Source organism: Methylobacterium sp. yr668 (genome assembly GCF_900116245.1).
Classification (GTDB): Bacteria; Pseudomonadota; Alphaproteobacteria; order Rhizobiales; family Beijerinckiaceae; genus Methylobacterium.
Genome location: NZ_FOZY01000006.1, coordinates 262949 through 283738, shown reverse-complemented (window position 1 = coordinate 283738; position 20790 = coordinate 262949). Strand labels below are relative to the sequence as shown.

The 20790-nt window shown below is 71.9% G+C and carries 18 protein-coding genes; 10 read left to right on the top strand and 8 right to left on the bottom strand.

Annotated elements, in window-relative coordinates; genetic code table 11:
- Positions 1–154: 154 nt before the first annotated feature.
- The 4 genes from BM419_RS10550 (at position 155) to BM419_RS10535 (ending at position 2989) form a co-directional block, all read left to right on the top strand.
- Complete coding sequence (locus BM419_RS10550) at positions 155–433, top strand: ribbon-helix-helix domain-containing protein (RefSeq protein WP_326491885.1); 279 nt, start codon at positions 155–157, stop codon at positions 431–433.
- Positions 426–767: a type II toxin-antitoxin system RelE/ParE family toxin gene (locus BM419_RS10545; RefSeq protein ID WP_026604932.1), complete on the top strand. Its 342-nt coding sequence runs from the start codon at positions 426–428 to the stop codon at positions 765–767. Before BM419_RS10550 ends, BM419_RS10545 begins: the two co-directional genes overlap by 8 nt.
- Before the next feature lie 46 nt (positions 768–813).
- Positions 814–1851, top strand: a complete 1038-nt coding sequence (locus tag BM419_RS10540; RefSeq protein WP_091926381.1) for an LLM class flavin-dependent oxidoreductase — start codon at positions 814–816, stop codon at positions 1849–1851.
- 106 nt (positions 1852–1957) lie between these two features.
- A complete protein-coding gene (locus BM419_RS10535; protein WP_091926380.1) occupies positions 1958–2989 on the top strand; it encodes a fumarylacetoacetate hydrolase family protein in 1032 nt (343 codons plus the stop codon).
- Between the two features lie 168 nt (positions 2990–3157).
- Here BM419_RS10535 and cysN read toward each other — a convergent pair whose 3' ends face one another.
- The 3 genes from cysN to BM419_RS10520 are packed head-to-tail and all read right to left on the bottom strand — an operon-like array spanning position 3158 to position 6350.
- Positions 3158–4564, bottom strand: a complete 1407-nt coding sequence (gene cysN, locus BM419_RS10530) for a sulfate adenylyltransferase subunit CysN (protein WP_091926379.1) — start codon at positions 4562–4564, stop codon at positions 3158–3160.
- Positions 4564–5526 (bottom strand): sulfate adenylyltransferase subunit CysD, encoded by a 963-nt coding sequence (gene cysD, locus BM419_RS10525; RefSeq protein WP_091926378.1) that lies wholly within the window; start codon positions 5524–5526, stop codon positions 4564–4566. The genes cysN and cysD overlap by 1 nt, the downstream gene beginning before the upstream one ends.
- Positions 5523–6350 carry a phosphoadenylyl-sulfate reductase gene (locus BM419_RS10520; RefSeq protein ID WP_020093186.1) on the bottom strand — a complete coding sequence of 276 codons (828 nt, stop codon included), beginning with the start codon at positions 6348–6350 and terminating at the stop codon, positions 5523–5525. The genes cysD and BM419_RS10520 overlap by 4 nt, the downstream gene beginning before the upstream one ends.
- 265 nt (positions 6351–6615) lie before the next feature.
- Between BM419_RS10520 and BM419_RS10515 the strand changes: the two genes are divergently transcribed.
- The 6 genes from BM419_RS10515 (at position 6616) to BM419_RS10485 (ending at position 15071) form a co-directional block, all read left to right on the top strand.
- Positions 6616–7131 carry an Lrp/AsnC family transcriptional regulator gene (locus tag BM419_RS10515; RefSeq protein WP_010686224.1) on the top strand — a complete coding sequence of 172 codons (516 nt, stop codon included), beginning with the start codon at positions 6616–6618 and terminating at the stop codon, positions 7129–7131.
- Positions 7132–7242: 111 nt separating this feature from the next.
- Entirely contained in the window at positions 7243–9012 is a 1770-nt protein-coding gene (locus BM419_RS10510) for a diflavin oxidoreductase (RefSeq protein WP_091926377.1), read from the top strand.
- Positions 9013–9274: 262 nt separating this feature from the next.
- Positions 9275–11125: an NADPH-dependent assimilatory sulfite reductase hemoprotein subunit gene (locus tag BM419_RS10500; RefSeq protein ID WP_091926375.1), complete on the top strand. Its 1851-nt coding sequence runs from the start codon at positions 9275–9277 to the stop codon at positions 11123–11125.
- A gap of 403 nt (positions 11126–11528) precedes the next feature.
- A complete protein-coding gene (locus BM419_RS10495; protein ID WP_091926374.1) occupies positions 11529–11828 on the top strand; it encodes a hypothetical protein in 300 nt (99 codons plus the stop codon).
- The gene (locus tag BM419_RS10490; protein WP_091926373.1) at positions 11825–12463 is read left to right on the top strand and encodes a TetR/AcrR family transcriptional regulator; all 639 of its coding nucleotides are present in this window, start codon (positions 11825–11827) and stop codon (positions 12461–12463) included. Before BM419_RS10495 ends, BM419_RS10490 begins: the two co-directional genes overlap by 4 nt.
- Before the next feature lie 427 nt (positions 12464–12890).
- On the top strand, positions 12891–15071 hold the full coding sequence (locus BM419_RS10485) for a TonB-dependent siderophore receptor (protein WP_091926372.1): 2181 nt from the start codon (positions 12891–12893) through the stop codon (positions 15069–15071).
- Positions 15072–15125: 54 nt separating this feature from the next.
- On the opposite strand, the gene BM419_RS10480 is transcribed toward BM419_RS10485, so the two are convergent.
- The 5 genes from BM419_RS10480 to BM419_RS10460 all read right to left on the bottom strand — a co-directional run bounded on the left by BM419_RS10480 (position 15126) and on the right by BM419_RS10460 (position 20731).
- The gene (locus BM419_RS10480) at positions 15126–16322 is read right to left on the bottom strand and encodes a PepSY-associated TM helix domain-containing protein (RefSeq protein ID WP_091926371.1); all 1197 of its coding nucleotides are present in this window, start codon (positions 16320–16322) and stop codon (positions 15126–15128) included.
- 76 nt (positions 16323–16398) lie between these two features.
- Positions 16399–17991, bottom strand: coding sequence for a galactarate dehydratase (garD, locus tag BM419_RS10475; protein ID WP_091926370.1), 1593 nt, complete (start codon positions 17989–17991; stop codon positions 16399–16401).
- A gap of 44 nt (positions 17992–18035) precedes the next feature.
- Complete coding sequence (locus tag BM419_RS10470) at positions 18036–18923, bottom strand: 2-hydroxy-3-oxopropionate reductase (RefSeq protein ID WP_091926369.1); 888 nt, start codon at positions 18921–18923, stop codon at positions 18036–18038.
- 22 nt (positions 18924–18945) lie between these two features.
- Positions 18946–19710 carry an HpcH/HpaI aldolase family protein gene (locus BM419_RS10465; RefSeq protein WP_056523353.1) on the bottom strand — a complete coding sequence of 255 codons (765 nt, stop codon included), beginning with the start codon at positions 19708–19710 and terminating at the stop codon, positions 18946–18948.
- Between the two features lie 130 nt (positions 19711–19840).
- Positions 19841–20731, bottom strand: a complete 891-nt coding sequence (locus tag BM419_RS10460) for a LysR family transcriptional regulator (protein ID WP_091926368.1) — start codon at positions 20729–20731, stop codon at positions 19841–19843.
- Positions 20732–20790: the final 59 nt, after the last annotated feature.

Here is a 20790-nt window from a genome sequence, read left to right as displayed (position 1 = left end):
TCCGGATTTTTGCGGTCAGGCGCCGCTTCCCCGCGGCGCGGCGGACCCTAGGCCCGGGACGCTGAGCCGGCAAGCGTGAGACGCCGCGGCGGCGCGCGGGAGCGACGTTTCTGCTATGATCCTCGGAATCGGGACGGAACGAGAGGCCCTGCCGATGGGCGAGACGATCAGCATCACCCTGGCACCGGACACGCTCCGCGCCGTGCGGGAGAGCGTCGAGGCCGGTGAGTACGCTTCGGTGGACGCGCTGCTCGACGAGGCCGTGCACGCCCTGCAACGCCAGCGACGCGAGGATGCCGAGCGTCTCGATGACATCCGCGCCCGCATCCGGCGTTCCCTGGACGATCCGCGGCCGGATCTGAGCATCGAAGAGGTTCAAGAGGATCTCGACAGGATGTTCGCTGAAGCGCGGCACGACACCCGCCGTGCGTAGACTGCCTGTTGCGTTTCGCCCTCAAGCGCAGGCCGATCTGGCCGGCATCTTCCGAACGGTCTTGCAGCGGAGTCAGAACGTCGCGACGGCGCAGCGCTTCACGCAGCGGATCAAGGATCGGTGCGACCGAATCGGCCACGCACCGCATGCGGGCCGACCCCGTGACGATCTCTTGGAAGGCTTGCGAACGGTGGCGTTCGAGAGATCGGCTGTGATCGCCTATCGCGTGGAACGTGGATCCGTGAGGATCCTCAATATCTTCTATGGCGGCCGCGATTTCGAGGCGGTCTATCCAGGCGATACCACGGAAGAAGCTCAGGAGCCCCCGTCCTGACGAACTGCCCTCGCACCGGCCGGCCCAGACCCCCATCTCACCCGGCATGACCCCGCTCTCCGTCCTCGACCTCTCCTTCGTCAGCGCCGACTCGACCCCGGCGCGGGCGCTGCACGACACGCTGGCCCTCGCCCGCCACGTCGATAACCTCGGCTACCGGCGCTACTGGCTCGCCGAGCACCACGCGCTCCCCAACGTGGCGAGCCCGGCGCCCGAGATCATGATCGGCCAGATCGCCGCCGCGACCCGCAACCTCCGGGTCGGCTCGGGCGGCATCATGCTGCCGAACCACGCGCCGCTGATGGTGGCCGAGCGCTTCCGGGTGCTGGAGGCCCTGTTCCCCGGCCGGATCGACCTCGGTCTCGGGCGCGCGCCCGGCACGGACGGAATCACCGCGCGGGCGCTGCGCCGCCGGGAAGCGCCGGGGGAGGGCGGCGGCCACGGGGGCGGGGACGACTTCCTCGACCGCCTTCAGGAGCTGCTGTTCTGGGACGGCGGCTTCCCGGAGGGGCACCCGTTCGCGCGGATCGAGGCGAGCCCCGCGGGGGTGCCGCTGCCGCCGATCTTCCTGCTCGGGTCCTCCGACTACAGCGCCCGCCTCGCCGGCGAGATCGGCTGCGGTTTCGGCTTCGCGCAGCACTTCTCCGGGATGCCCGCGGAGCCGCCGATGCTGGACTACCGGACCCGGTTCCGGCCGACGCGGCTCGGCGCGAAGCCCCACGCGATCCTGGCGGTGGCGGCGATCTGCGCCGCCACGGACGCGGAGGCCGAGCGACTCGCCTCCAGCGCGCGGCTCGCGACGCTGCGGCGGGAGCGCGGCGAGTACCGGCCTCTGCCGAGCCTCGCCGAGGCGCTGGACTACCCGTATTCCGACGGCGAGCGGGTGCAGATCGCGCGCGGCCGCGACCGCCTGCACGTGGGCGGCCCTGAGACCCTGCGGGCCCGGCTCGCCGACATGGTCGCGCGCACGCAGGCCGACGAGCTGATGATCGTCTCGGCGATCCCCGACCAGGCGGCGCGCCACGACTCCTACGCGCTGCTGGCGCGGGCCTGGGGACTCGGCGCCGCCTCACAGGCGGCCTGAGCCGTCACTCGCCCCCGCCGCGGGCGCTGGCGGCGGCGAGGCCGGCCGTGCAGGCTCCCCCCGGTTCACGCCCGCGACCAGACGGGCCGACCGGAGGAGAGGCAGCATGGGCAACCGACGCGAATTCCTGACCGCCACGGCCGCGGGCCTCGCCGCCGCCGCCGCGGCGCCGGCCCGGGCCGCCGAGGAGCGCACGGCGGCTCCGAAATCCACGCCGGCGGGGGCGCCGCCCTTCGGCATGCCCCGCGACATGGTCCTCCTCAACATGCGCCGCGGCGACGGCTACGCCCTGGGCGTGAAGACGAAGGACGGCGTTCTCGACGTCGAGGCCGCCGGCCGGGCGCTCGGGATGCCGGTCCCCGCCGACATGGACGACCTTCTCCAGAACGGGCGCGGCCCGGCCCTGCGCGCCCTGATCGACGCGGTCGAGGCCGCGCCCGACGGGCGCTTCGTGCTGGCGGAAGCCGACGTCGCCTACGCGCCGGTGGTCACGCGGCCCGAGAAGATCATCATGATGGGCTTCAACTACCGCCACCACGCGGAGGAGACCGGCACGCCGATCCCCAAGGACCCGCCGCTGTTCAACAAGTACAACAACGCCCTGAACCACCACGGCGGCACGATCGCGCTGCCGACCCAGGCGGCGCGGGAATTCGACTACGAGACCGAGCTGGTGATGGTGTTCGGCCGCGAGTGCCGGAACGTGTCCGAGGCGGACGCCCTCGATTATCTCGCCGGCTACTGCACGGGCAACGATTTCAGCGCCCGGGACCTCCAGACGCTGACCTCGCAGTTCATGATCGGCAAGACCTCGGACGGGTTCGCGCCGCTCGGCCCCTACCTGGTGACCGCCGACCGGGTGAAGGACCCGAACAACCTCAAGCTCAAGACGCTGGTCAACGGCCGGGTGCGCCAGGACTGGAGCACCGACGACATGATCTTCAACTGCCGCCAGCTGATCAGCTTCGCGTCGAAGGTGATGACCCTGAAGCCGGGGGACATCTTCTACACCGGGACCCCGCAGGGGGTGATCTTCGGCGAGAAGATCCCGCGCAAGGACCGCGCGTGGCTGAAACCCGGCGACGAGGTCGTATCCGAGCTGGAAGGGCTCGGTGAGCTGCGCTTCAGGCTGGTCTGATCCGTCGTCCCAGTGGTGCGACCCGCACCGTCATCACGAGCGCAGCGACGTGACCCAGGGCAGCGCGACGGCAGGTGTCGTCGCGCCGGCCGGATCGCTTCGCTCCGCTCGCGAGGACGGCACTGTCGCAGCCATCACCCGTGAACGGCCCGGGTGCTGAGACCGTCCTCAGCGCCCGAACAGGCGACCGAGACGGGCGAGGAAGCCGCCCCCGTCCGCGGGCTGCGCACCGGGCGTCGCCGCCTGCGCGGCCTCCGCCCTCGGCGCCAGGACCAGCCCGAGGGCCGCCGTGTCGGTGGTCTCGCGGTCGATCAGGATCAGGCTGCCGGTCTCGCGGTTCTCCGCGTACGGGTCCACCGCCACCGGCCGGTCGAAGCGCAGGCTCACGTCGGCGATGTCGTTGGCCGACAGGCGCTCGGCCGGGCCGGGCCTGCCGGTCTCGGGATCGATGCGCGAGGCGATCCGCTCCACGGTCGCGGTGACCGTGGCGGTGCCGATCTTGGCGAGCAGGCTCGCGCCCGGGCTGAGATCGGTCTCGGAGGCCCAGAACAGGCGCGCGTCGAGGGTCTCGGTGACCCGCATCGGCGCGTCGGTGGCCACGATCACCTGCCCGCGGGAGGCGTCGATCTGGTCGGCCAGCACCAGGGTCACCGACTCGTCCTCGCCGGCCTCGGGCAGGTCGCCGTCGGCGGTGTAGATCCGCGCCACCGTGGAGGTCCGGCCGGAGGGCTGCACCGTCACCGAATCGCCCGGCCGCACCCGGCCGCTGGCGATCCGGCCGCTGTAGCCGCGGAACTCGGAATTGGGCCGGTTGACCCACTGCACCGCCATCCGGAACGGCGCGTTCAGCGCCTCCGCGCGGACCGGCACGGTCTCGAGGTAGTGGAGCAGGGTGCCGCCCGTGTACCAGGGCGCCGCGACGCCCGCGTCCACGACGTTGTCGCCGTTCTTGGCCGAGAGCGGGATCGCCTTGACCTCGGAGAAATTCAGCCCGCGGGCGAAGTCCGAGAACCCCGACACGATGCCGTCGAAGGTGCCCTGCGCCCAGCCGGCGAGGTCCATCTTGTTCACCGCCAGCACGACGCGGCGGATCCCGAGATTCGACACGAGCAGCGCGTGGCGCCGCGTCTGCCGGGTCAGGCCCTGGCGGGCGTCGACCAGGATCACCGCCACGTCGGCCGTCGAGGCGCCGGTGGCCATGTTGCGGGTGTACTGCTCGTGGCCGGGGGTGTCGGCCACGATGAAGGAGCGCTTGTCGGTGGAGAAGAACCGGTAGGCGACGTCGATGGTGATGCCCTGCTCGCGCTCGGCCTGGAGGCCGTCGACGAGCAGCGCGAGGTCCATCTCCTGCCCCTGCGTCCCGTGCTTGCGGGAATCCCGCTGGAGCGCCGAGATCTGGTCGTCGAAGATCTGCTTGGTGTCGTGCAGGAGCCGCCCGATCAGGGTCGACTTGCCGTCATCCACCGAGCCGCAGGCGATGAAGCGCAGCACCGCCTTGTTGCGGTGGGCGGTGAGGAACGCCGCGTAGCCGGAGGCCCGGTCGGTGAAGGCCGTGGGAGCCTGGTGGAGCGTCATCAGAAATAGCCCTCCTGCTTCTTGCGCTCCATGGCGCCGGCCCCGTCCTTGTCGATCACCCGGCCCTGGCGCTCCGAGGTGCGCGCCGCCAGCGTCTCGCCGATGATCTCGGGGAGCGAGGCCGCGTCGCTCTCCACCGCGCCGGTGAGCGGGTAGCAGCCGAGGGTGCGGAAGCGGACGAGGCGCTGCTGCGGGGTCTCGCCCGGCGCGAGCGGCAGGCGCTCGTCGTCGACCATGATGAGCTGGCCCTCGCGCTCGACCACCGGCCGCTCCTTGGCGAAGTAGAGCGGCACGATCGGAATGTTTTCCTGCTCGATGTAGAGCCAGATGTCGAGCTCGGTCCAGTTCGACAGCGGGAAGACCCGCAGGGACTCGCCGCGCTTCTTCTTGAGATTGTAGAGGTGCCAGGGCTCGGCGCGCTGGCGCTTCGGGTCCCAGCGGTGCTGCGCGGTACGGAGCGAGATGATCCGCTCCTTGGCGCGGCTCGCCTCCTCGTCGCGGCGCGCGCCCCCGAAGGCGGCGTCGAACTTGTGCTTGTCCAGCGCCTGCCGCAGGGCCTGCGTCTTCATCACGTCGGTGTGGACCTCGGAGCCGTGGCTCACCGGCCCGACACCGCGGGCGAGCCCGTCCGGGTTGGTGTGGACCAGGAGGTCGAGGCCGAGCTCCTTCGCGCGGGCGTCGCGGAAGGCGATCATCTCGCGGAACTTCCACGTCGTGTCGACGTGGAGCAGCGGGAACGGCAGCCGCCCGGGCGCGAAGGCCTTGAGGGCGAGGTGCAGCAGCACCGAGGAATCCTTGCCGATCGAGTAGAGCATCACCGGGTTCTCGGTCTCGGCGACCGTCTCCCGGAAGATGTGGATGCTCTCTGCCTCCAGCCGCTTGAGATGGCTGAGGCGGTCGGCGGCGGTCGGTGCGGGCGTGGGGGCGCTCGGCTGCACGGCGGCGGCGAGGGCGGCGCTCATCGGGCGAACTCCGGCTGGCGGGCTGTCTGATTCGGGGTGGTCTCGAAGGCGGCGGGCTCGAGGATCGCGGGTTCTTGGCCCGGCTGCACGGCCGCACCGGGGCGTCCGACGTGCAGGCCGCACTCCTTCTTGTCTTCCTGCTCCCACCACCACCGGCCGGCGCGCTCGGGCTCGCCGAGCTTCACGGCGCGGGTGCAGGGGGCGCAGCCGATCGACGGGAAGCCGCGATCGTGCAGGACGTTGTAGGGCACGAAATTGTCGCGCACGAAGCGGTCGACCTGCTCCCGCGACCAGTCGGCCAGCGGGTTCAGCTTGATCAGGCCGCGCTCCGCGTCGAAGGCGGCGAGCGGCGTCTCGGCGCGGTTGGCCGACTGGCCGGCCCGCAGCCCGGTGAGCCAGCCGCTCGCGCCGGCGAGCGCGCGGCCGAGCGGCTCGACCTTGCGGAAGCCGCAGCAGGCCTGACGGGCCGCCACCGAGCGCCGGAAGCCGTTGATGCCCTCGCTCCGCACGAAATCCTCGGCGGCCGCGCGTTCGGGGGCGTAGGCGGTGATTCGGATGCCGTAGGCCGACTCGGTCTCGGTCCACGTGTCGTAGGTCTCGGCGAAGAGGCGGCCGGTATCGAGGGTGACGATCTCGACGCGACCCTTCGCGAGGCCCGCCATGGCCAGCGCGTGGGTAAGCGCTTGGTCCTCGACGCCGAGGCTCGTCGTGAAGACGAGGCGGCCGGGGATCTCGGCGGCGATCAGGTGGAGGCGGCCTGGAAGGTCGAGCCCGGACAGCCGCTCCGCGAGGGAGTCGGCCGCCTGTCGGTCCGGACGGGTCATCGCGCCATGTCCCGGGGTTCGCGTGGTGGAAAGGCCACGGCCAGCGCCGTGCCTGTTGTCGAACGGTCGAAATGTTCGCTATACCGAACGAAGTCAAGGCGCCCCGGCGCGCTTGGCGGGGTCGGACCGGCGGTTCGGCGTGCGGTTGCGCACAGCTTCCGGCGCGGGCAGCATGGGCCCGAGGTAAAAGATTCTTCTCACTGGTCCCGGTAGACACGTATATGCGCTCGCGCCCCGCGCGCGGCGGAAGCCCACGGAGACAGCTTTGGACGCGATCGATCTGAAGATTCTCGCCCTGCTGCAGACGGACGCCACGCTCTCCATCGCGGCGATCGGCGAGCGCGTGGGCCTGTCGCAGACCCCGTGCTGGAAGCGCATCCAGAAGCTCGAGGCCGACGGGGTCATCGACCGGCGTGTGGCGGTGCTCGATCCGGTGAAGCTGGGCCTCGGGCTGACGGTGTTCGTCTCCATCGAGACCGCGGACCATTCCCAGGAGTGGCTGCAGCGCTTCGCCGCAACCGTCTCGGCCATGCCGGAGGTGCTGGAGTTCTACCGGATGGCCGGCGACGTGGACTACATGCTGCGGGTCGTCGTCGCCGACATGCAGGCCTATGACAGCTTCTACAAGCACCTCATCGCGGTGCTGCCGCTCAAGAACGTCACCTCCCGCTTCGCGATGGAGAAGGTGAAATCCACCACGGCCCTGCCGCTGCCGGCGCCCCCGAAGAACGGGCGGCACCTGCCGGGGACTGCCCCCGTCCTCGCCGTGGTTGGAGAATGATATTCTCTTTTTTCGCAGTGCAGCGAACGTGATGTCCTATACGCCGCCCGTTCTGCAAAACGAACGTTTCTCGATTGACACCGGCCGCGCCGGCCCCGACATGGTCCCGTGATGTCCCGCCAGAATCTCCTCCCGCGCACCGCCCCGTTCGGGGACGGCGAGCGCGCCAGCCTCGACGCGGTGCTCGGCACCGCGAGCCCCACGCAGCGCGCCTGGCTCGCCGGCTTCCTGGCGGGCCTCGACGCCGCGGGCGGCCAGCCGGCCGCGGTGCCGGCCGCCCCGCCCAAGGCCGCCGCGCCGCTGACGGTGATCTACGCCAGCGAATCGGGGAACTCCGAGGCGCTCGCCGGCAACGTCGCCAAGCTCGCGCGCAAGCAGGGCTTCAAGCCGAAGGTGGTGGACTTCGCCGACCTCGACGTCGCGACCCTGCCCAAGGCCGGCAAGCTGATCGCCATCGCGGCCACCTGGGGCGAGGGCGAGCCGCCGGCCCGGGCCGTGCGGGCCTACGGCGAGCTGATGGGGGAGGGCGCCCCGCGCCTCGACGGCGTCGAGTTCGCGGTCCTGTCGCTCGGCGACACGTCCTACGCGGAGTTCTGCGCCATCGGGAAGGCGCTCGACGCGCGCTTCGAGGCGCTCGGCGCCAAGCGCGCCGCCGAGCGGGCCGACCTCGACCTCGATTTCGAGAAGCCCGCCGCCGACTGGATCAAGGGCGCGCTGAAGGCGCTCGCCCCGGCCGAGCAGCCCGACAACGTCGTGGCGGTGGACTTCGCCCGCGCCGGCGCCGGCGAGGACGACGACGCCGAGCCGAGCCGCGAGCCCGTCGTGGTCGAGGTCGTTGAGCACGTGAACCTCAACTCGTCGCGCTCCGACAAGGAGACGATCCACCTCGCGCTCGCCTTCGAGGACGGCGCGCCGGCCTACGAGCCCGGCGATTCGCTGGAGATCTATCCCGAGAACGACCCGCAGCTCGTGGACGAGATCCTGAACGCCGCCGGGCTCTCCGGCGACGAGGCCCTGCGCCGGGCGCTGCTCGCCGAGCGGGACATCACCACGCTGTCGGCCGCCACGATCGAGCGGTTCGTGAAGGCGACCGGCCACGCGGAGGCGCAGACGCTCATCGACAGCGGCGAGGCCAAGGCCTGGATCGAGGGCCGCCACCTGATCGACCTGCTGGAGACCTACCCGGCGAAGCTCACCGCCGAGCACGTGAATACGATCACCCGGCCGCTGCCGCCGCGGGCCTACTCGATCGCCTCCTCCCGCAAGGAGGTCGGCGACGAGGTCCACCTCGCGATCGCGGCGGTGCGCTACGAGACCCACAGCCGCGCCCGCTCGGGCGTCGCCTCGGTCCACGTCGCAGACCGGATCCGCGACGGCGCCAAGCTGCGGGTGCGGCTGAAGCCGAACCGCCACTTCCGCCTGCCACAGGATCCGGCCACCGACATCATCATGGTCGGGCCGGGCACCGGCGTCGCGCCGTTCCGCGCCTTCGTGCAGGAGCGCCGCGCAGTGGAGGCCCCGGGGCGGTCGTGGCTGTTCTTCGGCGACCGGCACTTCACCCACGACTTCCTGTACCAGCTCGAGTGGCAGGACGCCCTGGAGGACGGGTCGCTCACGAAGATCGACGTGGCCTTCTCGCGGGACCAGCCGGAGAAGGTCTACGTTCAGGACCGGATCACCCAGCACGCGCAGGAGTTGGTCTCCTGGCTGGACGGGGGCGCGCATCTCTACGTCTGCGGCGATGCCAAGGCCATGGCCAAGGACGTGCGCGCCGCCGTGGTGGGCGCGTACCAGAGCGCGAAGGGCCTCAGCGCCGCCGACGCCGAGACGCAGGTCGCGGCGCTGGAGCGCAGCCACCGCTACCAGCAGGACGTTTACTGAGGACACACCGCTCCCCGCACCGCGGGGGGCCTTCAACGAGATGCGGCAGAGACAGGCGGGACGCAGGTCCCCGCTCCCGGGCGGGAGAGGGACAGGGTGAGGGATCAGGTCTTTCCGGAGAGGGCGCACCCCTCACGCCGACCCGCTCCCGCACGGGAGAGGGGGCGGGTCGCGGATCCGGTTCCAGTCCTGCACCGGCTTCGCTCCGCTCGCCACCTCCCGATCGGGGAGGAAGACGCGTTCAGACAGACGGATTCACCCCATGGACGACCACAGCCCCCGCGACGCCGCCGAGACCCCGGCCCCCGGCCCGACCACCGCCCCGGCCAAGCGCGTCTACGAGACCCCGCCGACAACGCGCCCGATCACGGACGCCGAGGCCGCGCGCGCGGAGAAGCTCGCGGCGAACGAGCACATCAAGATCGCCAGCGGCTACCTCCGCGGCACCCTGGCGGACGGCCTCCTCAAACACGCCACCGGGGCGATCTCGGAGGATGACGGGCAGCTCGTGAAGTTCCACGGGATGTACCTGCAGGACGACCGCGACCTGCGCCCCGAGCGGACCAAGAAGAAGCTCGACAAGGCCTACAGCTTCATGATCCGCCTGCGCATCGCCGGCGGCGTCATCACCCCGAAGCAGTGGCTGATCCTCGACGACATCGCCCGGACCTACGCGGGCGGGGCGCTGCGCGCCACGACGCGCCAGACCTTCCAGTACCACGGCGTGATCAAGTCGAACCTGAAGCGCACGATGGCCGCCATCGACGGCGCGCTGCTCGACACGATCGCGGCCTGCGGCGACGTCAACCGCAACGTCATGGCGGCGACGAACCCCGCTCAGACCGGCGCCCACAAGGCCGCCTACCAGCTCGCCAAGGACATCTCCGACTCGCTGCTGCCCAAGACCAGCGCGTGGCGGGAGATCTGGCTCGACGGCGAGCGCGTGGTCGGCGGCGAGGAGGAGGCCGAGGTCGAGCCGGTCTACGGTCGGACCTACCTGCCGCGGAAGTTCAAGACCGTCGTGGCGGTGCCGCCCTCCAACGAGGTCGACATCTTCGCCCACGACCTCGGCTTCATCGCGATCCTCGACAAGAAGAACCAGGTCACCGGCTGGAACGTGACGGTGGGCGGCGGCATGGGCATGACCCACGGCGAGCCCGACACCTTCCCGCGCACCGCCGACGTGATGGGCTTCGTGAAGCCCGAGGACGCCCTGAAGGTCGCCGAGGCGGTGATGACCGTCCAGCGCGACTGGGGCAACCGCAAGAACCGCAAGAACGCCCGGCTCAAGTACACGATCGAGCGCTACGGCCTCGACGCCTTCCGGGCCGAGGTCGAGAAGCGCGCCGGCAAGAAGCTCGGCGCGCCCAAGCCCTTCACCTTCACGGGCAACGGCGACCGCTACGGCTGGGTCGAGGGCGACGACGGCCGCCACCACCTGACCCTCTACGTGCCCTCGGGCCGGATCAAGGACATCGAGGGCGGCGCGCAGTTCCTCTCGGGCCTGCGCCGCATCGCCGAGGTGCATCAGGGTGATTTCCGCCTCACCGGCAACCAGAACGTCATCATCGCCAATGTCCCGGCCGAGAAGCGCGCCGAGATCGACGCGCTGGTCGACGAGTACGGCCTGACCCGGGGCGCGAGCGCGCTGCGGCGCAGCTCGATCGCCTGCGTGGCCCTGCCGACCTGCGGCCTCGCGCTCGCCGAGAGCGAGCGCTACCTGCCGGACCTGATGACCGAGCTGGAGGAGAGCCTCGCGTCCCACGGGCTCGCCGAGGAGGAGATCACGATCCGCTCCACCGGCTGCCCGAACGGCTGCGCCCGGCCGTTCATCTCGGAGATCGGCCTCGTCGGCCGCGGCCCCGAGCGCTACCACCTCTACCTGGGCGCCGCCCACGACGGCTCGCGGCTCAGCAAGCTCTACCGGGAGGACGTGGCGGCCTCCGAGATCCGCGACACCCTCGACCCGCTCTTCGCCGACTACGCGAAGGGCCGGCAGCCGGGCGAGCATTTCGGCGACTACCTGATCCGCGCCGGCCACGTGGCGCGGACCACCAACGGCCCGGACTTCCACGAGCGGACCGGCGCCCTCAAGCCGTCCACGCTCGGCTGACGAAAGGCCGCGCGCGTCCGGGACGGCGCTTCCGGACGCGCCGGGACCGCGAGGCCGCGGCGGCAGGGTCGCGGGCAGGGTTGCGGAATGCGGGTCGCGGCCCGGCCCCGCCCTGACCGGAGCCGCGCGCCGATCCCGGGCGGCCGGGCCGCGGCGCGAGGGATCCGAGCCCCGGAGGAGCTCCCCGCCCATGCGTGGATCCGGACGGCCGTTCCGAGAAAACCGGAACCGCCGCCGGAGACCCGGCCGCGCTCGCGCCGGCACGCCCGGTAGATCCCAGCCCTCGCATATCCCCGCCCCAGCGATGCGCTGCCGTCGCAACCCATCGCCCGCGATGAGAATGAACGTTCATTGACATGAGAATGAACGTTCATTATAAGGGTGGGGCAAACAGGAGCGCGCGATGGCTCTCACCCTAGAAGGCCGCTGGTCCGATCTCGATGCCGAGCGTTTCGGCGCCCGCGGCCCGGGCGCCCTCGCCCTCGTCCGCGCCGTCTGCACCCCCGCCAACCTGACCTTCGGCGCCGTCCTGGCCCTCGCCTGGCTGGCCCTGATCAACTGGACGGGCGCCGGCCCGGACGGCTGGCAGGCCCGGATCTGCGCGGACCTGCATCAGGGACCGCAATCCTGCGCCGTCGCCAGCCTGGGCAAGGACCAGAGCCGCGTCGCCCCGGTCGCCCTCACGGCGCAGCCGGGATCGTGACCGGCGCGGCGGACAGGGCGGCGGAGGCCCGCGGCAACCCGTCCGCCCGGCGCGAGCACATCCTCGACGCCGCCGAGACCTGCTTCGCGCGCAACGGCTTCCATCGCACCACCATGCAGGACCTCGCCCGCGAGGCCGCGATGAGTCCGGGCAACTTCTACCGCTACTTCGAATCCAAGGAGGCCCTGGTCCTCGGGCTGGTGGAGCGCGAGCGCGAGCGCGGCACGCTCCTGGTCGCCGAGATGGAGGGCAGCGGCGATCCGCGCGGGACGTTGCTGGGCATCATCGCCCGCTACTTCGCGTCGATCACCCGCGAGGCCGCGACCCTGCGGGTGGAGATCTGGTCGGAATCGACCCGCAACCCGGACATCGCCGCCATGACGGCGCGGACCGAGGCGGAGAGCCGCGACTGGTTCGTGGCGACCCTGGCGGCGCTCGCCACCGCGCCGGGATGCGATCCGGCCGGGCTCTACGCCCTGCTCGCGCCGCTGATGAAGGGGATCGTCGTCGGCCGGGCCGCGCTGCCCGACTACGACGTCGCCGCGGCGATCGCCCAGCTCCACGCGCTCCTCGACGCCGGGCTCGACGGTCGCCTGCCGGCCCCGGCGCTCGCGGGCCGACACGCCGGCCGCTGATCCCGGCACCGCGGCCGCCGCGCCCCCGGGACGCACCGGCGGCGCGCCGGTCGAACCGCCATCGACGATCGCGCGTCGGACACGGCGCGCGGTACGCCGGCCGGTCCGCGTTTCCCCCCCTCGCGCGGGCCGGCCGGCCGTTCTCCCGGGCGATCCCGCGCGGTCACCTGACAGACGCGACGGCGTGAGTCGGCCCGCGGCCCGGGATTCAGCCGGTTGCGAAGGCCACGCATTACACACTCTGTAGTTGGCATCTTTGAATGATTTCAAAGCATTGCCCCTCAAAGCGTGCCTTCCGCGCCACATCCGGGCAGAGGATGCGCGCGTCACCCGCGGCTTTCGGGATCGGCGTTGAGAAAGGAGGGCGTTTGCACTCTAGAAACACCGCACCGCGTCGATACGCCGCTCTTGAGAACGATTTTAAATCATGCACGCCGCCCGGATCGACGCCGTCGATCGCATCAAATACTGCCGGTCGCGCCTGAATATCTGCAGCACTGGACTCGCGACGTCGCTCCTCCTGCTCGCGCCGACGGAGATCCGCGCGCAATCCGAGCCGGCCGCCGACGAGGTCGTTCTCTCCGAACTCAGCGTTGCGGGCACGGGCCCGGCCAGCGAGCGGGCCGACGGTCCCGTCGTGGGCTACCGGGCGACGCGCTCGGCGACCGCCACGCGCACCGACACGCCCGTGCGCGACTCGCCGCAATCGATCAACGTCGTGTCCCGCTCGGTGATCACCGACCAGCAGGATCTGCGGCTGACCGATGCCGTGACCAACGTCAGCAACGTGGTTCTCGGCAGCACGGTGCAGGGCCGGTCGCAGAACTACCTGATCCGCGGCTTCTCTACGCAGGTCTTCGCCGTCGACGGCGTGCTGGTCGATCCGGCCATCAACTTCTACCCGGTCACACGGGACCTCGTGGACGCCGAGCGCGTCGAGGTGATCAAGGGCCCGGCCTCGGTGCTGTTCGGCCGGGGCGATCCCGGCGGCGTCATCAACATCGTGACCCGCCGGCCCACCTTCGAGCCCACGGCCGACGCGAGCGTGCAGGGCGGCAGCTTCGGCTTCCGGCGCTTCCAGGGCTCCGTGTCGAGCGCGCTGCCCGCCGTCGAGGGCCTCGCCGCGCGTCTCAGCTTCGCCGCCCAGGAGGATCCGACCTTCCGCAATTACGGCGGCGACACCAACCGGCGCGTCTTCGTGGCGCCGGCCTTCAGCTGGACGCCGAGCGCCGACACCCGGGTCTACGTGAACTCGGAATTCACCAACCAGCACACCCAGTACGACGAGGGGCTGGTGGCCTTCCGCGGCCGCGTCCCGCTCGACAACATCGGCCGGTTCTACGGTGAGCCGTCCTCGCGCTACTTCGGCGCGTTCAACACGATCACCATGCGGGCCGAGCACGACGTCAACGAGAACCTGACGCTCCGGCAGGTCATCGCCGGGCAATGGGGCACGTTCGACGTGTTCGCCGCCCGTGCCCTATCGGTCAACAATGCCGGCACGCTGCTGAGCCGGCGCGAAGCCACGGTCAATTCGCGCTTCGCCGCGGTCGACAGCCAGACCGAGGCCGTGATGAAGTTCGACACCTTCGGCTTCGCGCATACGGCGCTCCTCGGGTTCGAGTACTCGAACGGCTTCCGCCACGCCTTCTCCCAGCAGGGCAACCTCGCCCCGGTCAGCTTCCTCAACCCGATGTTCGGCGCGGCCTTCCAGCCGCTCCAGTTCCAGGCCGACCTGAAGCAGAAGCTGGAAGTGTTCGGGCTCTACGTCCAGGACCAGATCGTGCTGGCGCCGGGCCTGCAGCTCGTCGTCGGGGCCCGGTTCGATCTCGGCAGCCAGTACTATTTCAACCGGCAGCCGGCCTCGCGGACCCAGCCGCCCGAGCAGACCCTGTTCGGCGCCTCGCCGCGGGTCGGGCTGATCTACCGGCCGTTCGAGCCGCTGACCTTCTACGCGAGCTACGCCACGTCGTTCCTGCCGCAGACCGCCAGCGTGCTGAACGTGGCGAGCCCGCCGCCCAGCACGGGCGAGCAGGTCGAGGCCGGCACCCGGGTCGATCTCATGCCCGGCCTGACCCTGAGCGCGGCCGCCTTCCAGATCGTCCGGGACAACGTCGCGGCCACCGACCCGCGCAATCCCACCTTCTCGGTCATCACCGGCCAGCAGCGGTCGCGGGGTGTCGAGGCCGACCTGGCCGGCGAGATCCTGCCCGGCTGGAGCATCATCGGCAGTGTCGGCCTGATCGACGCGCGGATCACCAAGGACACGACCTTCGCGGTCGGCAACCGGCTCACCGGCGTGCCGGTGTTCAGCGGCAGCCTGTGGACGACCTACGCGTTCCAGGACGGCCCGCTGCGCGGGCTCGGGCTCGGCTTCGGCGTCACCCATGTCGGCCGACGCTACGGCGACCTCGACAACAGCTTCACCGTGGGCGCCTACAACCGGCTCGACGCGCTCGTGTACTACGATTTCGACGCCCACTGGCGCCTGTCGGTGAACATGCGCAACCTGACGAACGCGCGCTACATCGAGGCGCCGACCAACGCGACCAACAACACCCCCGGGGCGCCGTTCACGGTGCTGGCGACGATCACCGCCCGGCTCTGACGGGCGGGCCGCATCGCCCGAGCGGCCGGGCCGTCGCCCCGCCGGAGGCCGCCGTCAGGGGCTCGCCGTGCGGACGGCGCCCGCCGGCGCCCCGGCCGCGACGGTCCTGCGGCGGGCGCCGGCGCGGCGGCGCAGGACGTAGAGCGTCAGGCCGGTCGCCGCGAAGCCCGGCATGGCCAGCGCCGCGAGGCAGAACAGCAGCGCGACGAGGTCGCCGAAGAAGCGGCCGCGATGCACCTCCAGGACGTTGTCCAGGAGGCGCCGGCCCAGCGGCGCGTCGGCGGCCCGCTCGGAGGCCAGCAGCGCGCCCGTGGCGGGATCGTAGCGGATCTCGTTGCGGGCGCTCGGCGCGTCGACGCCCTTCGGCAGCCAGCGGATGCGGATCGCCTTCGTGTCGGCGCCCGGCAGGGTCAGGACCGCCGTCCCGGCCTCCGCGCCGGTCCGCGCCCGGAAATCCGCCCAGGCGCGGTCGACGGCCGCGCCGTCGGCGGCGGGATCGGCCGGTTTTCCGGCGGCCCTGCGGCCGGCCGGCTTCGCGGCGTCGGGGGCGCCCACGAGCAGCCGCGTCGCGCCGTCCTTGAACCACGGATAGGACCACGTCAGGCCGCTCAGCGCGATGACCAGGTAGACCGGCAGGAGCCAGGTTCCGACCACGGCGTGCAGCGACCACCAGCGCGGCCGGCCGGGCCGCGACAGGGCCGGCTTCAGCCAGATCCGCCAGCGGTGGATCCGGGGCCAGCGCAGGTAGAGGCCGGTCGCCAGGAAGGCCAGCAGCGCCAGGGTGCAGGCGCCCGTGACCGTGCGGCCCCAGCCCTTGGACCCGCCGGGCAGCAGCAGCCAGCGGTGCAGGTCCCGCACCGTCGTGAAGGCGCCCTCCAGCCGCACCGGGCCGAGCAGCGCGCCGTCGTAGGGGTCAGCGTAGGCGGCGGGCGGCCGCGCGCGGGTCTCGGGATCGCGGGCGAAGCGGACGTGGACGCTCGCGCGCGGGTCGTCCGACAGGGTCAGCACGTTGGCGACGCGGCCGCCCGCCTGCGCGACGATCCGCGCCGCCAGCGCCGCGGGGGGCAGTGCCGTCCGCCCGCCGGGCGCGACCTCGAGCCGGTCGCGGTTGGCGAAGGCGGTGACCGCCTCCTCGTAGCTCATCAGCGCCCCGGTCAGGCCCATCAGGGCGAGGACGAGGCCGGCGGTGAGGCCGAGCGCCCAGTGCAGGCGGAAGAGCAGGGTCCGGAGGGAGGGAATCGGCAGCGTCATGGCGGTGCCGGCTGCCTAGCAGAGTCCGGCCACGCTGACGACGCGGCGGGACGCAACGCCGTCCCGCCGGTGAGTCTCAGGTGATCGGCGCGGGGTTGAACAGGGTCAAGTCGTTGAACAGCCCCCACCGGTCCGACCAGGGGCGCTTGCGCCCGCTCGCCACGTCGAGGATCAGGTGGAACAGCTCCCAGCCGACCTCCTCGATCGTCGCCGCGCCGGTGGCGATGCGGCCGGCATCGAGGTCGATCAGGTCGGACCAGCGCTCGGCCAGCTCCGTGCGGGTGGCGACCTTGATCACCGGCGCCTGACTGAGCCCGTAGGGCGTGCCGCGGCCGGTGGAGAACACCTGCAGGGTGATGCCCGAGGCGAGCTGCAGCGTGCCGCAGACGAAGTCGCTCGCCGGCGTCGCGGCGAAGATCAGGCCCCTCTCGCGGACGCGCTCGCCCGGCGCCAGGACCCCCGAGATCGCGCTCGTGCCCGACTTGGCGACCGAGCCCAGCGCCTTCTCGACGATGTTGTTGAGGCCGCCCTTCTTGTTGCCCGGCGACGGGTTGGCCCGGCGGTCGGCCTCGCCCTTGGCGAGGTAGGCGTCGTACCACGCCATCTCGCGGACCAGCGCCGCGGCGACCTCCGGGCTCTTCGCCCGGGGGGTGAGCAGGTGGATCGCGTCGCGCACCTCGGTCACCTCGGAGAACATCACGGTGGCGCCGCAGCGGACCAGCAGGTCGGCCGCGAAGCCGAGCGCCGGGTTGGCGGTGACGCCCGAGAACGCGTCGCTGCCGCCGCATTGCAGGCCGACGACCAGCTCGGAAGCCGGGCAGGTCTCGCGGGTCCGGCGGTTCAGCACCTCCAGGCGGGCCTCCGCCATGGTCAGGATGCTGTCGATCATGGCCGAGAAGCCGCGGTGGCGCTCGTCCTGCAGCCGCACCACCCCGTCGCCGGCCGCGCCGCTGTCGGGCAGGAGCCGCTCCGAGACGAGCTTCTCGCAGCCGAGGCCGACGACCATGACCTCGCCGCCGAAATTCGGATTCTGCGCGAGGCTCTGGAGGGTCCGGATCGGCACCACCGCCTCGGGGGCGTTGATGGCGACGCCGCAGCCGTAGGCGTGGGTCAGGCCGACCACGTCGTCGACGTTGGGGAAGCGCGGCAGCAGCTCCTGCTTGATCCGCCGGATCGCCACGTCGAGGGTGCCGGCGACGCACTGCACGCTGATCGAGATCGCCAGGATGTTCTTGGTACCCACCGACCCGTCCGGGTTGCGGTAGCCCTCGAAGGTGTAGCCCTCGAGCGGGGGCAGGGGGGCCGGCACGCGGGTGGCCATCTCCAGGGCGTCGAGGGCGGGGGCGACCGGCGTCGCGACGCGGGATTCCTCCACCCAGGCGCCCCGCGGGATCGGTTGCGTGGCGATGCCCACCACCTCGCCGTAGCGGCGGACCTCGCCGCCCTCCGGGATGTCGGTGAGCGCCACCTTGTGGCCCTGCGGCACGAACTCGACGAGCTCCAGCCCGTCCGGGAAGACCGTGCCAGCCGGCAGCCCGAAGGCGTTGACCACGATCGCGACGTTGTCGCTGTCGCTCAGGCGGATCGTGCGCGGCACGTCGCCGGCGGCCCCTGCGGCCGCCGCGCCGGCCGGCTGCGGGCGGGTCGGGGCTTCGATCTCGGCCTGCATCGGATGCTCCTTCCGTCTCGCGCCCGTCCGGGCTCCTGTCGGGATCAGGCGGCGTCGCCGACCGCGTGGTTCGCCAGGGCCTCCAGGGCCTTCACCATGGCCGAGTGGTCCCAGGCCGCGCCGCCCTGGGCCACGCAGGCCGAGAACAGCTGCTGCGCCAGCGCCGTGGCGGGCAGGCTGAGGCCGAGCGTCCGGGCGTTGTCCAGGGCGAGGTTCAGGTCCTTCTGGTGCAGGCCGATGCGGAAGCCGGGATCGAAGGTCCGCTCGATCATCCGCGCGCCGTGCAGCTCCAGGATCCGCGAGGTGGCCAGCCCGCCGGTGATCGCCTGCCGCACCTTGGCGGGATCGGCGCCGGCCTTCGAGGCGAAGAGCAGCCCCTCGGCCACCGCCTCGATGGTCAGGGCGACGATGATCTGGTTGGCGACCTTGGCCACCTGTCCGGACCCGACCGGGCCGACATGCGTGACCGTCTTGCCCATCGCGGCGAACAGGGGCTCGGCGCGCGCGAAGGTCTCGGCCTCGCCGCCGACCATGATCGAGAGCGCGGCGTTCTTGGCCCCGACCTCGCCGCCCGAGACCGGCGCGTCCAGATAGGCGCCGCCCCGCTCGGCGATCCGGGCGGCGAAATCCTTGGTGGCGAGCGGCGCGATCGAGCTCATGTCGATCACGGTCTTGCCGGGCGACAGCCCCTCGGTGACGCCGCCCGCGCCGAACAGGACCTGCTCCACGTCCGGGGTGTCGGGCAGCATCAGGATGATCGTGTCGGCGCGCTCGGCGACCTCGGCGGCGGTGGCGCAGGCGGTGCCGCCCGCCGCGAGCAGGGCCTCGGGCACGCTGCGCCGGGACTTGAGGAACAGGCTGTGGCCCGCCGCGATCAGGTGTCCGGCCATGGGCGTGCCCATGATGCCGAGGCCGATGAATCCGATGTTCATGGGTACGATCCCGTTGCGGAGCTCAGGCGCGGAAGCGGGCGGCGAGCGCCTCGGAGCTGCGGGCGAGGAGCCCCATGTCGGAGCCCACCGCGGTGAAGCGGGTGCCGGCCGCGATGTAGCGGCGGGCCAGCTCCTCGCTCGGTGTGAGGATGCCGGCCTGCTTGCCGGCCCGGACGATCCGGGCGACCGCCGCCTCGATGGTGGCGACCACCTCCGGGTGGCCCTGCTGGCCGACATAGCCGAGGCTGGTGGAGAGGTCGCCGGGCCCGATGAACACGCCGTCCACGCCCTCCACGGCGGCGATCGCGTCCAGATTGTCGAGGGCGCGGCGGGACTCGACCTGCACCGCCACGAAGATCTCGGCCTCGCAGCGGGTGTGGTAGTCCTTGATCCGGCCGAACCGGGCGGCGCGGGGCGCCTGCGAGAAGCCGCGGATGCCGCGGGGCGCGTAGCGCGTCGCCGCGACCACGCGGGCGGCCTGCGCGGCGTCGTCGATGTTGGGGATCATCAGCGACTGGGCGCCGGCGTCGAGGATCCGCTTGATGGTGATCGGGTCGTCGCTCGGCACCCGCACCATCGGGTGCGTGTCGCCCTCCATCATCGCCTGGAGCTGGGCGTAGATGTCCCGGAGGTCGTTGGCCGAGTGCTCCATGTCGAGGAGCAGCCAGTCGAACCCGGCCCCGGCGACCACCTCGGTGGAGATGGGACTGGCGAGGCTGCACCACAGGCCGATCTGCTGGCGCCCCTCGGCGAGGGCCGCCTTGAAGCGGTTGGTGAGGTTGTCCATCACGATCCTCCCTGGGGGCGTCGCGGCGTCTGCGCGCCGTCCGCCCCATCACGCGCAGCCTTCCGCCGCGAGGTCAAAGCCAAACACTGGATCGATCGATGCGGATCGCGCATCGATCGACCGTGCGGGCTCACGCGGGCGGCATCTCGGCCACGATCGAGACAAGCTGGGCGATGAGGGGGTCGTCCGCGTCGCGCCGCCACGCGAGGAGCAGCTCCACGGGGCGCGGCGCCGGCAGGACGAGGGGGCGGAACACCACGCCCTCGAAGCGCAGGCGCTCGGCGGCGGCCGGCACCAGGGCGATGCCGAGCGCCGCCCGGACGAGGGCCAGGATCGAGTGGATCTGCGTGAGCTGCTGGACCGTCGGGGGCTGGATCTCGGCCTCGGCGAGCAGGCCGAGGACGAGGTCGTGGAAGTAGCGCGCCTCGTTGGGCGCGTAGCCGATGAGCGGCTCGCGCCCGAGATCGGCGGGGGTGAGCCCGTCGCGCAGGGCCAGGGGGTTCCCGGCCGGCAGGGCCACCACCAGGGGCTCGGCCAGCGCCCGGACGGCGATCAGGTCCGGGTGCGTCACGGGCGGGCGCACCAGCGCGGCGTCGATCCGGCCGGCGAGCAGCTCCTCGATCTGGTCCTTGCTGACCATCTCGCGCAGCGCGAGCGTCACGTCCGGCAGCGCCCGCCGGAACGCGGTGACGAGGCGCGGCAGGAAGTCGTAGGCCGAGGCCGCCGTGAAGCCGAACTTGAGGACGCCCGCGCGCCCCGCCGCGACCTGCCGGGTGACGTGCGTCGCGGTCTCGGCGAGCCGCAGGATGCGCTGCGCCTCGGGCAGGAAGCTGCGACCGGCGGCGGTCAGCCGGACCGTGCGGCTGGTGCGCTCCAGGAGCTGCACGTCGAGGACGCGCTCCAGGACCTGGATCTGCCGCGACAGCGGCGGCTGCGTCATGTTCAGCCGAGCGGCCGCACGCCCGAAATGCAGCTCCTCCGCCACGGCGGCGAAGCACCGGAGCTGGCTGAAGTCGAACATGAAGGCTCCCTCTCCCGGACCGCGGCGCAGTCGGGCGGGAGCATAAGGCCTTCGCGGCG

Bases quoted from the DNA above. Each gene is read 5' to 3' on its own strand.
- BM419_RS10540 (WP_091926381.1), top strand. From the start codon at position 814: ATGACCCCGCTCTCCGTCCTCGACCTCTCCTTCGTCAGCGCCGACTCG.
- BM419_RS10510 (WP_091926377.1), top strand. From the start codon at position 7,243: ATGTCCCGCCAGAATCTCCTCCCGCGCACCGCCCCGTTCGGGGACGGC.
- BM419_RS10520 (WP_020093186.1), bottom strand. From the start codon at position 6,350: ATGACCCGTCCGGACCGACAGGCGGCCGACTCCCTCGCGGAGCGGCTG.
- BM419_RS10465 (WP_056523353.1), bottom strand. From the start codon at position 19,710: ATGGACAACCTCACCAACCGCTTCAAGGCGGCCCTCGCCGAGGGGCGC.
- cysN (WP_091926379.1), bottom strand. From the start codon at position 4,564: ATGACGCTCCACCAGGCTCCCACGGCCTTCACCGACCGGGCCTCCGGC.
- BM419_RS10485 (WP_091926372.1), top strand. From the start codon at position 12,891: ATGCACGCCGCCCGGATCGACGCCGTCGATCGCATCAAATACTGCCGG.
- BM419_RS10500 (WP_091926375.1), top strand. From the start codon at position 9,275: ATGGACGACCACAGCCCCCGCGACGCCGCCGAGACCCCGGCCCCCGGC.
- BM419_RS10495 (WP_091926374.1), top strand. From the start codon at position 11,529: ATGGCTCTCACCCTAGAAGGCCGCTGGTCCGATCTCGATGCCGAGCGT.
- BM419_RS10460 (WP_091926368.1), bottom strand. From the start codon at position 20,731: ATGTTCGACTTCAGCCAGCTCCGGTGCTTCGCCGCCGTGGCGGAGGAG.
- cysD (WP_091926378.1), bottom strand. From the start codon at position 5,526: ATGAGCGCCGCCCTCGCCGCCGCCGTGCAGCCGAGCGCCCCCACGCCC.
- BM419_RS10480 (WP_091926371.1), bottom strand. From the start codon at position 16,322: ATGACGCTGCCGATTCCCTCCCTCCGGACCCTGCTCTTCCGCCTGCAC.
- BM419_RS10470 (WP_091926369.1), bottom strand. From the start codon at position 18,923: ATGAACATCGGATTCATCGGCCTCGGCATCATGGGCACGCCCATGGCC.
- BM419_RS10535 (WP_091926380.1), top strand. From the start codon at position 1,958: ATGGGCAACCGACGCGAATTCCTGACCGCCACGGCCGCGGGCCTCGCC.
- BM419_RS10550 (WP_326491885.1), top strand. From the start codon at position 155: ATGGGCGAGACGATCAGCATCACCCTGGCACCGGACACGCTCCGCGCC.
- garD (WP_091926370.1), bottom strand. From the start codon at position 17,991: ATGCAGGCCGAGATCGAAGCCCCGACCCGCCCGCAGCCGGCCGGCGCG.